This is a genomic window from Nitratiruptor sp. YY09-18 (genome assembly GCF_016593235.1).
Taxonomy (GTDB): domain Bacteria; phylum Campylobacterota; class Campylobacteria; order Campylobacterales; family Nitratiruptoraceae; genus Nitratiruptor.
Genome location: NZ_AP023065.1, coordinates 23,479 through 37,296 on the forward strand (window position 1 = coordinate 23,479; position 13,818 = coordinate 37,296).

20 protein-coding genes are annotated in these 13,818 nt (G+C 36.8%); 17 read left to right on the plus strand and 3 right to left on the minus strand.

The genetic code is table 11. The features are described 5' to 3' along the window. The first annotated feature begins 12 nt into the window (after positions 1-12). The 17 genes from JG734_RS00125 to JG734_RS00205 all read left to right on the plus strand — a co-directional run bounded on the left by JG734_RS00125 (position 13) and on the right by JG734_RS00205 (position 10,396). Positions 13-1,365 carry an FAD/NAD(P)-binding oxidoreductase gene (locus JG734_RS00125; RefSeq protein ID WP_201333030.1) on the plus strand — a complete coding sequence of 451 codons (1,353 nt, stop codon included), beginning with the start codon at positions 13-15 and terminating at the stop codon, positions 1,363-1,365. A gap of 53 nt (positions 1,366-1,418) precedes the next feature. Then, on the plus strand, positions 1,419-2,147 hold the full coding sequence (locus JG734_RS00130) for a Rieske 2Fe-2S domain-containing protein (protein ID WP_201333031.1): 729 nt from the start codon (positions 1,419-1,421) through the stop codon (positions 2,145-2,147). Positions 2,148-2,156: 9 nt separating this feature from the next. Continuing rightward, positions 2,157-2,627 (plus strand): thiosulfate oxidation carrier protein SoxY, encoded by a 471-nt coding sequence (locus tag JG734_RS00135; RefSeq protein ID WP_201333032.1) that lies wholly within the window; start codon positions 2,157-2,159, stop codon positions 2,625-2,627. Positions 2,628-2,636: 9 nt separating this feature from the next. Continuing rightward, positions 2,637-2,978: a thiosulfate oxidation carrier complex protein SoxZ gene (locus JG734_RS00140; RefSeq protein WP_201333033.1), complete on the plus strand. Its 342-nt coding sequence runs from the start codon at positions 2,637-2,639 to the stop codon at positions 2,976-2,978. Positions 2,979-2,986: 8 nt separating this feature from the next. After that, positions 2,987-3,394, plus strand: coding sequence for a hypothetical protein (locus JG734_RS00145; RefSeq protein ID WP_201333034.1), 408 nt, complete (start codon positions 2,987-2,989; stop codon positions 3,392-3,394). A gap of 88 nt (positions 3,395-3,482) precedes the next feature. Beyond that, positions 3,483-3,788, plus strand: coding sequence for a DUF309 domain-containing protein (locus tag JG734_RS00150; RefSeq protein WP_201333035.1), 306 nt, complete (start codon positions 3,483-3,485; stop codon positions 3,786-3,788). Further along, the gene (locus tag JG734_RS00155) at positions 3,769-5,040 is read left to right on the plus strand and encodes a SagB family peptide dehydrogenase (RefSeq protein WP_201333036.1); all 1,272 of its coding nucleotides are present in this window, start codon (positions 3,769-3,771) and stop codon (positions 5,038-5,040) included. The genes JG734_RS00150 and JG734_RS00155 overlap by 20 nt, the downstream gene beginning before the upstream one ends. Before the next feature lie 9 nt (positions 5,041-5,049). Then, positions 5,050-5,643, plus strand: a complete 594-nt coding sequence (locus JG734_RS00160) for a hypothetical protein (protein WP_201333037.1) — start codon at positions 5,050-5,052, stop codon at positions 5,641-5,643. Beyond that, positions 5,640-6,026: a hypothetical protein gene (locus tag JG734_RS00165; RefSeq protein WP_201333038.1), complete on the plus strand. Its 387-nt coding sequence runs from the start codon at positions 5,640-5,642 to the stop codon at positions 6,024-6,026. The genes JG734_RS00160 and JG734_RS00165 overlap by 4 nt, the downstream gene beginning before the upstream one ends. A gap of 395 nt (positions 6,027-6,421) precedes the next feature. Continuing rightward, entirely contained in the window at positions 6,422-6,748 is a 327-nt protein-coding gene (locus tag JG734_RS00170) for a UPF0175 family protein (RefSeq protein ID WP_201333039.1), read from the plus strand. Beyond that, positions 6,745-7,197, plus strand: coding sequence for a DUF3368 domain-containing protein (locus tag JG734_RS00175; protein WP_201333040.1), 453 nt, complete (start codon positions 6,745-6,747; stop codon positions 7,195-7,197). Before JG734_RS00170 ends, JG734_RS00175 begins: the two co-directional genes overlap by 4 nt. Positions 7,198-8,039: 842 nt before the next feature. Beyond that, the gene (locus tag JG734_RS00180) at positions 8,040-8,387 is read left to right on the plus strand and encodes a hypothetical protein (protein ID WP_201333041.1); all 348 of its coding nucleotides are present in this window, start codon (positions 8,040-8,042) and stop codon (positions 8,385-8,387) included. After that, positions 8,377-8,832 (plus strand): PIN domain-containing protein, encoded by a 456-nt coding sequence (locus JG734_RS00185; protein WP_201333042.1) that lies wholly within the window; start codon positions 8,377-8,379, stop codon positions 8,830-8,832. Before JG734_RS00180 ends, JG734_RS00185 begins: the two co-directional genes overlap by 11 nt. Before the next feature lie 39 nt (positions 8,833-8,871). Continuing rightward, the gene (locus tag JG734_RS00190; RefSeq protein ID WP_201333043.1) at positions 8,872-9,096 is read left to right on the plus strand and encodes a DUF2188 domain-containing protein; all 225 of its coding nucleotides are present in this window, start codon (positions 8,872-8,874) and stop codon (positions 9,094-9,096) included. Continuing rightward, on the plus strand, positions 9,065-9,481 hold the full coding sequence (locus JG734_RS00195; protein ID WP_201333044.1) for a hypothetical protein: 417 nt from the start codon (positions 9,065-9,067) through the stop codon (positions 9,479-9,481). The genes JG734_RS00190 and JG734_RS00195 overlap by 32 nt, the downstream gene beginning before the upstream one ends. Positions 9,482-9,644: 163 nt before the next feature. Further along, the gene (locus JG734_RS00200; protein ID WP_201333045.1) at positions 9,645-10,166 is read left to right on the plus strand and encodes a hypothetical protein; all 522 of its coding nucleotides are present in this window, start codon (positions 9,645-9,647) and stop codon (positions 10,164-10,166) included. 11 nt (positions 10,167-10,177) lie between these two features. Continuing rightward, the gene (locus tag JG734_RS00205) at positions 10,178-10,396 is read left to right on the plus strand and encodes a hypothetical protein (RefSeq protein ID WP_201333046.1); all 219 of its coding nucleotides are present in this window, start codon (positions 10,178-10,180) and stop codon (positions 10,394-10,396) included. 333 nt (positions 10,397-10,729) lie between these two features. Here the strand turns inward: JG734_RS00205 and JG734_RS00210 are convergent, their stop codons facing one another. The 3 genes from JG734_RS00210 to JG734_RS00220 are packed head-to-tail and all read right to left on the minus strand — an operon-like array spanning position 10,730 to position 13,814. After that, positions 10,730-11,674, minus strand: coding sequence for an Ig-like domain-containing protein (locus tag JG734_RS00210; RefSeq protein WP_201333047.1), 945 nt, complete (start codon positions 11,672-11,674; stop codon positions 10,730-10,732). Between the two features lie 59 nt (positions 11,675-11,733). Continuing rightward, positions 11,734-13,173, minus strand: a complete 1,440-nt coding sequence (locus tag JG734_RS00215) for a CHAD domain-containing protein (RefSeq protein ID WP_201333048.1) — start codon at positions 13,171-13,173, stop codon at positions 11,734-11,736. A gap of 44 nt (positions 13,174-13,217) precedes the next feature. Beyond that, entirely contained in the window at positions 13,218-13,814 is a 597-nt protein-coding gene (locus JG734_RS00220) for a YeeE/YedE thiosulfate transporter family protein (protein WP_201333049.1), read from the minus strand. Between the last annotated feature and the right edge of the window lie 4 nt (positions 13,815-13,818).

The window sequence follows — 13,818 nt, forward strand, 5'->3', positions numbered from 1 at the left end:
AAAGGATGAACCATGGCACTTAGTAGAAGAGATTTGCTAAAACTTGGAGGAGTGGCTGCTGCTGGAGCAGCATTGAGCGGTTGTACAGCAGCAAGCGGTAGTGCAAATACAAGAGGAGCAGCTGCAACGGCTGGTCTACGTATGGCACCAATTCCAAAGGCTAAAGGGCCAAGAGTTGTTGTTGTTGGTGGTGGTTGGTCAGGTCTTTCGATCGCTAAGTATGTAAAACGCTATGCACCAAATGCTGATGTAGTGCTCATCGAAAGACGCGCTTCTTTTATGAGTTGTCCTGTAAGTAACCTTTGGCTTGTTGGCCTTGTAGATCTTGAGTTCTTGACCCATGACTATTTGCAAGCAGCACGTAACAATAATTATACCTTCCTCAATGCAATGGTGCACGATGTAGATCGTGATAGCAAGATGGTTTTTACAAATGAGGGTGCGGTCAAATATGATATTTTGGTTTTAGCCCCTGGAATCGATTATGACTATTCAAGATGGACAAAGGGAGATATAGAGTTAGAGACGAGACTACGCACAGAGTATCCTGCTGGATTTATTCCAGGAAGTGAACATATTTCACTACGCAATAAGGTGCAAGATTTTGAAGGTGGGAATTTTGTTCTGACTGTTCCTGGGGGGAATTATCGCTGTCTTCCAGCTCCATATGAGAGAGCCTGTTTGATAGCTTGGTTTATGAAAAAAGAGCAGATTCCTGGCAAAGTCATCTTGTTGGATGAAAACCCAGATATCACAATCAAAAAAGATGGTTTCCATTCGGCATTTGATAAGCTCTACAAAGACTATATCGAGTATATGCCAGGTACTGCTATTACAAAAATCGATCTATCCAAAAAGCGCTTAGAGACTGAACTTGGTGAGGAGATCAAATTTGCAGATGCGGCACTCTATCCACGTGTACGTGGTGGTAAGATCCTAGAGATTGCAGGTGTTGCAAAAGATAGCGTCTTTAATAAAGCAGAGGCTGATATTGATCCATTTACGTATCAAACAAGAGTAGACCCAAATATCTACTGTGCAGGGGATGTGCGTCCTATGGGATTTAGTAAATCTGGAAATACAGCTAATTCAGAGGGACATATCGTTGCAAGTATGATAGCAACTCGCCTCAAAGGCAAAGAGCCTACATGGAAGTCACCACTTACAGTTTGTTACTCAGCGATTTCTGGCGATCCTGTACGAGCAATTTCAGTCAATGCACAGTATAAATATAACCAGAAGAAAAAAGCGTTTGAATTTTATAAAGCTGCTACAAACGAAAAATGGGATGGTCAAACAGGTGTACAAAATGGAAAACTGCTCTTTGAATGGGCTAAAGGTATGTATAGAGATATGTTCATGTAGCCCCAAGATGGCCTGCAAAGAAGTAGCGTAAATTTAACAATTTAGGATGATACATGAATAGAAGAGGATTTTTCAAAGTTGTGGGTGGCACGCTTCTTGTAGCGGCCAATCCCACACTTATCAATGGATTTTTACGTGCTGATACGGGAGAGCTTTTTAAGGCTTACGAAAAAGTACAGCTTATAGATGCTAAGGGGAAACCTATTAATTATAATAGTCTCAAAAAAGAAACACCCTATATATTTTTCTACCCTTATGCATCAACACCAAACTTTTTGCTCAGAACTCGGACAAAAACGCACAAAAATGTAAAACTGATTGCCGAAGACGGGACAGAGTATATCTGGAAAGGTGGTGTAGGCAAACATGGTGACTTGGTTGCATATAGTGCAATCTGCCCTCACCAGCTCACACACCCCACTCCTGGTGATAGCTTTATTACGTATGTACCTAAGGGTAAGAAGAGTATGGCGTGTAAGTGTGATGGAGAGATCATTGTCTGCTCTTCGCACCTCTCTGCATATGATGTGAAGTCTGGAGCAAAAGTGAAAGCCGGTCCTGCACCGCAACCATTGGCTTCGATAATTCTTGAAGTAGATCCAAAAGGAATGATTTACGCATCAGCGGTACTAGGATCAGATAAATTTCATGACTATTTTCGCTCTTTTAAACCGGAGCTCAAAGAGATCTATGGAAATATACGCAAAGCAAAAAAACAGGTCAAAAAGAGTGCACCTGTGCAGCTGCTCAGCGAATACTCCAAAGAGATCGTGCAATACTAAAGGATGGGTATGAAAAGAAGAGAGTTTTTAAAACTTGGTGGTTTTGCAATTGCAAGCACAATGTTTGTACACATACCACTTAAAGCAGAAGATGATGAGAATGAAGCGATAGAGATACCTTTTGAGGAGGCATACAAAGATGCCACAGAAGGAGCAAAAAAAATAGTCAAAAATGCTAATGAGCTCAAGCTCAATATCCCAGATGCTCCAGAAAATGGTCTTGTAGTGCCTATCGAAGTAGAGGTAGACTATCCTATGGAGACAAAGAGATATATCAAAGAGATTCATGTGCTTCCTACAAAAAATAAAGTAAATAAAGTAGTAACAGCAAACTATACGCCAGCGAATGGCAAAGCGTATCTCTATGTCAACGCAAAGCTTGGTGGTACGCAAGATGTTGTGGTACTTGCAAGAACCAATGATGATGTAGTTTTTGAGGCACGTAAACATGTCAAGGTCGCACTTGGCGGATGTGGATAAGGAGAGAGGATGAAAAAATTTGTTTGGCGAAGAGGTGTTGTAAAGCCTTTGAGTGATGATTACAAAGTAGGTGATGTTGTGATATTTCAAGCTATCACCATACACCCAATGGATACAGGATTTCAAAAAGACAAGCACTCTGGGCAGATAAAACCACGCTTCTTTGTAGAAGAGCTTAAAATCCTCTATAATGGTAAAGAGGTGTGTAGCTTTGATTTTGAGGTGAGTGCAAGTCCCAATCCAAAAGTAAAGTTCCCACTCAAAATCACAGCTCCTGGAGAGGTGAAAGCTATATGGATAGACAATCTTGGTAACAAATTTGAAAAAGTTGCCAAAATTTCGCCAAAATAGGATGCAACATGAAAAAAGTAGCACTATTTTTAGGAGCAATATTTATGGCTTTGTCTGTGCAGGCTGCAGATCATAAGGGAAAGTCAAAGCTGCAGATTGAGATGCAAAAGTTTGCAGCAGCTTTGGATATGCTGCAAAAAGGGATCTTGTATAACTGTAAAGAGTGTATCGATGATGGAGCGGATAGAATTTTGAAGAATGTTAAAGTCTTAGAGAAAGTAGATGTGAAGCATTTCTTACCAGAGAAGCAAAAATATGCCTATAAATTTGCCCAAAAAACAGCTAGACTCATAGAACTCTACGCAAAAGATGCTAAAGAGTCTTTTGCTCAAGGGAATATGGATGATGTGATAAACGACCATTCACAAATCATTCGCCAGTGCAACAGCTGTCACATGCGTATTCGGGGGTGGTAGCTTAGGCTATTCTCCCCTCCTCCCATTAATTTTCTCCTTTATACTCTTGCAAACCTTCCCTTGCTATAGTTAGAGAAAAAGGTTTATCATGCATGATGCATGTCAAAAGTTTATGAATTTAATAAAAGAAGAGAAGTTTTATGATGCCCATGAAGTTTTAGAAGATGTATGGTTTCCTCAAAGAAAAGAGAAGACTCCTCAAGTTTTGGTACTCAAAGGTTTTATCAACGCTTCGGTAGCTTTAGAGCTCAAGCGTCTTAGACGTGATGAGAATGCCAAGAAAGTGTGGCAAAACTATCTCAAATATCGTCCACTTATAAAGAAGTGTAATGAAGAGATTTTTTATGAGATAGAAGAGTTCTTAGATAGTTGCTATGACAAATACCTATCATGAAGCTACAAAGCATTCCTACTGGAGTGTACGGCGCAATCCAAACTATCTTGATTGGTCTAAACAACCCTCCCCTTTTAAGGTATATCCCGAAGATTATCCCTTCATTCCCTTTGATCTATCAAACAGTTTGCATAGATTTTTCTACCTCCTTGGTGGCGTCAATGCCAAAAAGGTCTATCCAGGTGTTGAATACTACCTCCGTATTATTCCCAGTGCAGGAGCTCTCTATCCAACTGAGATCTATCTGCAGATACGAAATGTAGAGGGAATGAAAGATGGAATATACCATTTGAGTATAGCTGAGAATGGTTTGCGGCTGCTCTATGAACTTGATAGCAATGAAGGGGTGGAGTACTATTTTGAGGATAAGAGGCTTGTAGATGGTATCATTGTGCTCTACTCTGCCATCTATTACCGATCAAGTTGGAAGTATAAAAATAGAGCTTTTCGCTACTGCTTGCTTGATGCAGGGCATGCTCTTGGAGCTTTGGAGATGGCAAGTTTGTGGTACGAGCATGCCTATTATATTCTCTACAACTTTGACAAACTTGCCCTCAATGAGAAGTTTGGATTTGCCAATCGTGAGTTTTTTCTCTCAAGCGGTGTTGTGGGAGTACGCACCAAAGAAGTAGCAAAGAATTTTGCTATGGAGTTGCCTTATGTGGAGGGTACCTACACTTTTGAAGAGAACGCTTTGATTTGGCAGGCTTACCTTGATACACTGCAGCTTCATGGATGCAAAAAGGATTTTCGTTTTCCTCATTTGATGTTTGAAAAGAATAGGCTTCATGAAGCAGTTATGCAACGCCGCTCCATTCGTGAGTTTGCAAGTGAGGCTATAAAAAGTGAGCAGCTAGAATTTGTGCTCAAAACGATGCAAGATGCAATTCCAAGCGATTGTGATGAAGAGGTGAAGATTTGGTATGTTGTCAACCGTGTAGAGAACATAACTCCAGGCATTTATCTTGATGGTAAACTTATCAAGGAGGGGGACTTTAGCCAAAAGGTTGGATATTTATGTCTTGAACAGGCTTTGGGAAGCCAGAGTGCAGTGACATTTTTCCTCACAAGTAGCGGTAAGAATTATCAGCCTCTCTACCAAAAAGCAGGCCACATAGGCCACCGCTGCTATATAGCAAGCGAATATCTTGGACTTGGATGTAGTGGGATTGGTGCATACTACGATGATGAAGTAAGAGAATTTTTGGATACCGAAGATATGGTATTATATGCCCTAGCAATTGGAAGCTAAAGGGTGGTTATGCGAGGATTTTTGCTTATAATTTTTACTCTCTCTTTATTTGGAGCAGATAGCAATAAGACAAAAGAGTATTTTCATCTGCTCATGCAGCGACAAAATCCCTATCTCTTTGATAAAAAAGAACGACTTGAGCTCAAAAAAGCACAGATTGCTGCGCAAGTACAGAGAGAAAAAGCCCAACTTGAATATAAAAAAGCAGTTGAGACAGCCAAAATCAAAAAAGAGTCAATCGTCCAGGCAAAAAAGCTTGATGTTGATAAGGAAAAAGTAGCTATAGCGCCACGATTGGAAGAGACAAAAACCAAAAAGAGCATTTTTATATACTTTTTCCTCTTTGGAACTTTGACATTGATACTTCTTTATATTATCTTCAAACGCTACCAGGCGCACAAAGAGAAGATTGCTCTTGAAAAACTACGCATAGAAAAAGAGATCCACGAGAAAGAGCTTGCAATGAGAGAAAAAGAGCTCCAGGCACAAATGGCAGCAAAGCTCATGGATGCACTTGCAAATGGGAAACTTACAAAAGAGCAAGAGGAGCAGCTTGTTAAAATATTGACCGGAAATACAAATCTTTTAGAAGGGAAAAAGTGAGACTTATTATCTTGTTCTTCATCGGAATACTATTTAGCGGTTGTATCAAAGATGTAACAAATACAATTGCATTAACTTTAGATAAGAGAAGTGCTAATAATTTTGATCTGAGTGAATACGGGTATAAAAATGGTAAATATCGCCATTTAGATGTGGGCCATCTTCGCCTAAAAACTGCGCACTCTTTTCACAAAATTATCGCCGATGATGTCAAAGTGTTTCACTATTCTGTCCCAAAAAACTGCCGTTTTATAGGATATATCACGATAGAAAACCCAAAAGGTTTAAAAGATATGGCGGGAAATTATGGAATAGGTCGATTTGATACAGAATCAAATATGATTAAACGACTCAAAAAAAGCTGCTTCACTTCAAGGAGTTAAATGGATTTCAGATATAACAAAGTGGAAACAAAAAGTAACAAAAGTTGGGAAATATTATCTCCTTGATACAGGTGGATTGAAAATGCTTCATGATAGAGAGAATAAATTGGTTCGAGTTAGTGCAAGGGCGTACGAGTGCCGCTAGCATTAGCTCAATATAAAGAGCAAAAGTTGATATATCAAATTATTATAATTTTGTTTGAATTTGACTGCTAAATAAATATTCAAAATCTCGTGCTTCAATAATAGTCAGCGCTCCATTAATTATAGTTAACCTTCTCATTATAATAATTATATTCAGTATTAACCTAAATGATAGTTTTGTGGCATGAGGTGCTCTCTTACATGAATAGTGTGCTATAATACTTATGAATATAAGTATTAAAGGATTTGAGATGAAAGCATTGGGAATTAGAGATTTACAAAAAAATCCATCGGAATTGACAAAGTTTTTGGAGAATAATGAATATACGCTTATCACAAAAAGAAATGCTCCTTTGGGAATAGCCATATCCTTTAACGATAGCATCATTACAAAAGGATTGAAAACCTCTTTACTTGTCAACGCTTACGAGGAAGGATTGATAAGCCTGGGTGAAGTAGCAAAAGCTTTGGATATATCAAAAAAAGAGGCTATGAAGCTGCTATCTATAAATGGAAAAAATGTGATCGATTACGATTTCAAAGAAGATTTGGAAAATTTAAAAGATATTGTGCAATGATCGTAGTAAGTGACAGCACCACATTGATTATTCTGTTCGATTTGGACAGATTGGATCTGCTGCAAAACATTTTTCAAAAAATCTATATTCTAAAAAAAGTATACGAAGAGATTACATATAAAGAAGATTTTTGCATACCAGAGTTCATAGAAACGGTGGAAGTTAACAAGAGTGACATATTGGACTATTTGGAGTATTATCTTGATGAAGGAGAGAGTGAAGCGATAGCTTTGGCTTTGGAGAAAGATCTACCTTTGGTTATTGATGAGAAAAAAGGGAGAAAAATAGCTAAAAATCTTAATATCAAGATATTGGGGCTTCTTGGTATTGTCTATTTGAACATACAAAAGGGTTTCATCACCAAAAAAGAGGCAAAAGAGTTTTTGGAAACGGCCGTGAAAAATGGTTATAGGATTTCTGAAAAATTGATGCAGGAGGTATTGAAATAAAAAAGGATATAGATGGCAAAATTCAAACTCGATATCTATCTTAATCAAAGACGCTGCAAAGATGAGTGTAAAGGTATTAATTGTATGGAAAAGAAGAGTGCCTTACAAGATATGTACTTGATAAAGAGATAAAGCGCTATTTGCACAATACCTAGGCATCAAAAAAGAAAAGTGCGGTATGCACATGTTAAGATATACCCACTCTACCTATTTTATTCGAGAACAAAGGATTCTGTTTTGTTGCAAGAGAGACTTTGGCATATCAATCCGCAGACAACCAGGCGATATATCCATTTAGAGGATGAGAAGATTAAAAGAAGTGTTGATGCGCTGAGATGAGATTGATATACTACTCGCACATCAACTACTCCCCCGCCGAAAGGCGAGAGCTTGAAGGTATGAGCGCTAAAAATGATTGATGAAATATCAATATAAATGAGTTAACTCCAATAGATGTGAAAAATAAAATATATTTTGATGTAAATGGCAACCGTATTACGACAATATAAACAAAAATACATATATTCCGAACAATATCCATTTTGTTGAATAGACATGCGAAAAATATTCGGATATTACAAAAATAAAATTCCCAGATTGTATCTTATTAATGCAAATTAATTTTAAGTAAAATATTCCTCTCTTCCATTAATAATTCAATTTTTTTCAAAACCAGTTCTTGTTTTTCCAGAAAGTTCATATTGTCTCCTTTGTGCTTTTTATATATTCACAATGTATTCAGAATGGCTCATATATTAGTCCATATAAGGTATAGTATATGCCTCTTGACTGTTTGTAGAAATTACTTTATTATGTTATAAATTCTTAGCAAAAGGAGAAAAATGATGAGAGTAACATCAGCAAACTCTTTTAAAACTTGCTATATAGCTGAAGTAAAAGAAGATATGGGACTGCTAACAGGAAGAGTACAAAGAAGAGGGGCCACTAGAAAGATAAAAGCTCCCGAAGAATATAAAAAATATATATCTCAGGCTATTAAAGAATTGCAAGCCAATGGGAAAAAAGCGACTTATAAAGAGATACAGCAAAAAGCTTTTGAGATATACCAGGAAGATAGAAAAAACAGCTTGATACAAAAGTATATGAATACGATAAAACCAAGTAAGGAACTTTCAAATGACAAAATAAAAATGCTTATAGAAGATGAGGAACTCATTTATGAAGATTAAAGTCATGGTTGATACAAATGTTCTCATCTATACCTTTTTAGACATAGATATGCCTCAAAAGCAAAATATAAAAGAACTATTTGAAGCCAGCAACCGATTTCAATACGTAACAACAACGAGAATCATCGACGAAGTAATCTTTAAACTAGTAATTATAAGCAGCGGCAAAAAACTTAAACAACTTAAAAAAGATAGGGAGTTGTTGGAAAAACAGACCTCTATTATTACTATGATAAAAAATTTTTTAAAAGATTTCAACTTTAAAGTATATGAAATAAAAGAGAAACACTATTGGAAAATGATAGATATCATAAAAGAATACGGTTTGTTGGGCAATGATGCTTTAACCATGGCTATCATGAAAGAAAACAATTTAAAATATGTAGCTACGTTTGACAATGACTTTGCAGATACGTATGTTGAGAATGTTCTCATATATGAATGATATACAGAAGCAAAAAAATATAAATCGAAAAGGAGAAAAATGGCAAAACAACATCATGTAGTACCAAATGGAGATAATGGATGGTGTGTAAAAACGGATAACGCTAAAAAAGCTAGTAGATGCTTTCTGCATAAAAAAGATGCTGTAAATTATGCAAGAGAACTTAGCAGAAAACAAAAAACGGAACTAGTGATACATAACAAAGATGGGAAGATCGCACAAAAGGATAGTCATGGCAACGACCCATACCCGCCAAAAGGATGATATACTAGATATTAACTACTGTTTCATTCCTATCTTCAAAGGTTTTAAAAATTGTGATCCTTATAATATTGTAAGTGAGAATACGCCAAAAATTCCGATAATCTATTGCAAGAATCCTCATACAAAATTTGCTGTCAAAGTCGAGGAAAAGTATGAAGATTTTAATATCTCACCAGGAGATATACTGATTTTTAATAAAGCTAATGTAAAGGAAGGTATAGTTCATTTCCTTGATAGAAAAACAAACATTTCTGGTCTCGGGTTGCTTAGTTTTAGAGGCATGGCGAAAATATATCTCGAACCTGGCTCATCTGAATATGCTGTTCCTTATGATGAGAGTGTGTTGATTGCTGGTTGCGTGCAAAAGATCTCTGTTGTTTTTTAAATACTTCAAAAATAAAAACAAAAATAAAATAATTCTATAATCATGTTGAAAATGAAGGAATTCAAATGATTATAAAAGACAAATATTCTAAATTGAAAAATATAAATAGAATACTTGTAACTATCGCATTACAGTCAAGCACCGTTTTGATCCAACTATACAGATGTACGAAGATGTTTATCCTTTCAATTCTGATCAAAAACTTTACCTAATCAATGGAGAGTGGGTAAAAGCTACTTGTGGCGGTCATACCATTATGGGAGAAAACCATGATATTTCTACTTGGGATGGAAAAAAAGAAAATGAGTGTTATATGATTGATAATCCGCCTCAAGAAAAGATAATAGCCAACAGTTATGAATTCAGACCAGGACATAACTATAGTGATTTTTTGTCTGAAGGATTAAAACCGCCTGTAGGTACAATCGATAATAGTACTGGGTGTGCTACGATTCATGTACCAGATGGATATCTAACTTTCTATCGATTGAAACATTCTAGTGGCAATAGCTGTGTACGTGATTACCAGTTTGGGTACAAAGAAGGGCAGATTTATACTTGCCTGCCTGCAAGTTATTTTGAAATGATTGGTTCTATTCGTATATTGGACTTTCTTCAACAGGCAAAATACAATGGTTTAATTGATATTTGTGGAGGAACTAATTCTTCTTGGAGTAGAAAATGAAAGGAATTGTGATGTTAAAAGCTATCATAATGCTTGTAATAATGAGCTTTGCTATTAATGCACAAACCGTTATAGCTCATATATCCAAAGGTGATATAACAGAATATGCTGTTAAATGTGATAATAATGTAACACGATTCATTCAAGAAAAGAATGGTGTCTATTATAGTGGAGGAACCGAGTTTAGCAGTTTACAGAAGGTAGTAAATAATATTTGTAAAAACAAATGAAATTGTTTGTTTGACATTACTCTGATATTTAGTTGGTATTGTTCACTTTTTCCGTACATTCATAATACAATTACAAAAGAGTTGAGAGAGAGTCTATTCCTTGAAACTCTTTTATGATATTGTTTTTATTAATATTTGTAGAGTTGGGGAATCGATTCTTGGCATAGGGGAAGTAAGACTGGCTATCGCTGGCATCTCCGCTTGAAGCCAGAATCCCTGCCTTTTGCCCTCGGACTTTGTCCTGCGGGATTGTCGCTTCGCTCGGATGGCGTGGGGGGGTATGTCAAGGCGGATTTTTGGTAAAGAGAATAAGCAAAAATAAGACAATCTTTTTCATTGCATCTCTCCTAATGTAACGATATCGATATCGCATTTGTCACGAGTAGAGCTCATTATTCCACCACCACCTCCAAGCATATGCCCGCTCAAAGATGCATTAAACTGCCAGTAGGCTTTGACACGATCTTTAGTATTGAATATTTTTGGTTTTATATCTTCAAAAAAATCATTATTTATATAGGCATCTTCGATTTTTGTCCCTTTTTTAATCAGTTTATCTATAAAATATCCTTCACAATCCATAGCTCTGTCAAAAATTTCATAGGTTTTATTTTCATAAGCGTGCTTGGGATCATGTGTGATAATGTATTGAGAAGCTTTGGCATACTGCAAGGCAATTGCTGTTTTGGTTTTTGGGTATTTAGGATCGTTGGCATAGCGATGAATGATCCATCGTTCTACATCGTCTCGAATCCCATTATGGTTAAAGTCAATTCCTTCGATAGTTTCATTGTTTTTTTTGGGGTCTGGTTCTGGTGGAAGTTTGAAGCCATTAATCACTTCCGGGACATAGAAACGATAAACAATAGGCTTAACGATCATCCCTTTTTTTAGTTTTTGTTTCATCAGGTGATGAAATCTTACTTCATAAAAACCTACTGCAAGAGGTTTATTTGGTTTGAACGTTATCGTATGAGTACTTTTGTCATATTTTATACTTCCCTGGACATACTTTTGTTTTATTGTCTTTCCAAAACCAAAAAAACCTTTTGTTTGTGTTAACTTTTTCAAAGTTACACCTCTTTTTGCAAAGAGAGGATAAAGCGGCTCAGTAAAAACTGCCTTGATTGTCACATTTGCATCCACTTGCGTTGATGCAGGGGCTGGTTCGAGTGAAACGATGATGCTTTGATCCGTTCCCTTCTGTTTGGCTATATAGATTTGATCAGCGAAAAGAATTCTGGCAAAAAGCAGTATGATAGGTAACAATTTTTTCATGGTCATGCACTTATCATTTTTAATTCAAATTTCATAGTAAAAACAACCCTCAATGTGTCTTAATTTACTTCATAACGGCATAGGGCATCTTGTATAAAAGAAGGTAACATTTTCAACTTTTTACGTTTTTCAAGAAACTTCTTGCGCCTTTTTTTGGCCTTTTTCTCTAAAAATTCTACAAGATAGGCAAGAGCTTTATTTTTATGCTCTTGCTGTAGTTGCCGCAGATAATCAATTTGCACTACAAAATCTTGATGCTCGCCGAGGATTGTCTGAAACTCTTTGGCTAAAGTTAGTGCTTTTTTAAAATAGCGAGGTTCTAAAATAGTCTGAAAAAGCTCTAATAGATAGCGTAGCTTCTTGGCTTCTATACGCATTTTGTGAAAATCTTTTGGATATGATTTTTTGCTCAGATTTTTGCTCATTTTCTTTATTCTTTTTAGCTCTTTTTTGAGAAGTCTCTTGGCTGCGATAATGGCTGGCAAGTTGGCAATTTCAACTTTTTGGCAAAACTCAGCAAGATCAGCAAGCACTTTCTTAAAAGCTTCACTATGCAAAAACTCATGCAGCTCTTTGTCGCTTTTTGCTTTTTGTTTTTGCAGCTCTTTTATAATCGCGTCCAAATGGTGCTCAAGATTTGGTGGGAGCTCTTTTTTATATTCTTCCATCCAGGCAAGTGCTACATCAATGTCGCGCGCTCTATTTGTCTGCTTCATAACATATGAGAGCTCTTTTTGTAAATCTTTTGGAACTGTATGGATATGTGAAAAAAGTGTTAAGTAGCTGCGTATTTTTCGCATTGCGATGCGAAGCTGATGGAGTCTTTCGCTATCTTGATCGCCAGCAAGGATTGCGTTTTTGTTATTGAGGATAATGTGCAAAAGAGCGTAGATAGTGGCTTTGAGCAGATAGGAGATATCGTGGTAGGGATGGAAATTGAGTATCACTTTTGCTTGGAGTCTATTTACTGCAGCACTCTTTGCATCTTCTAAAAGCTTAGTAAGATCAGCATCTATAATAGGCATTCCGTGAAGGGCCAAAGAAGCATTAGTAAAATTTGGATTTTTGGTTACTTCATCAAGGATTATCTGTGCTATTTTTGGAGGTGGTGTGAACTCTTTTGCTTCTTGAAGGCTTGGAAACTCTACTTCTAAAAAGGCTAAACCTCTAAGCTGATCTTTAAACCAGTCAAACTCATATATTCGTCCTTCAATTGTTGCTAGATAGCGAGTTTTGTGAATGATAGCACCTTGGGCGTGCATGAATGCTTTTGCAAACTCCTCTTTTGTAATGAGATGCTCAATTTCTGTTCTCTCTATTCCCTCACCCTTTTTGATAGTTTTGTAAAAATGGCCATTGCGTTGACGATAGCGGATGTGATCTGGTGTATAAAACTGTACGATTTTGCTCTTCTGATAAGGGATGCCGAGGAATTTGAGGAGTCTTTTAGGATTACATGGAGGCAAGATATATTTGCGCTCGATCTCCTTTGATTCCATTTTGTGCTCTTTTTTTTATATTGTAACACAAAATGGAAAAGGAGTTATACCTCTCCCACCTCCTCTTCAATTTCTCTGTTTGGAAGTAAAAAGGCTATGATTATGAGTGCAATGCCATAAGCAAAGATGAACCAGTCATGTCCTACAAGCTGAGCAAGAGTGAGCTTGCCAAAGTTTGGACCCATGATAGTTTTGAGATCAGGGTAGAGGTATGTAAAGAGTGCACCTGCCAAAAGTCCTCCTATGAGGCCTGTGAATACATCGATATTTCCTTCGCTGACTGCTACAGGTCCCGTTCCAGGGCAAAGACCCAAAATAGCCATACCTATGGCAAATAGTATACCACCAATGATAAGTCCACCTAGAGTAATTGGTTTGATATGATAGTGAGCATAACCAAATTTTATCATGAAATATAGACCGATACTTGCTATACCAATGGTAAAAAAGAGCATTTTTGGTACTTTAAATCCATGAAGCATAGCAAAACCTGCAATTTTGTCGAAGGTGTCTACCCTGCTCCATTGAATGATAACTCCAAATACAATACCGATAGCAATGATGAGCCAAATACTACCGTGATGTTGTGCTGCTACATATGCATATGTTTGGCGGAAAAATTCTATTATGTTGAAATTCATCTAT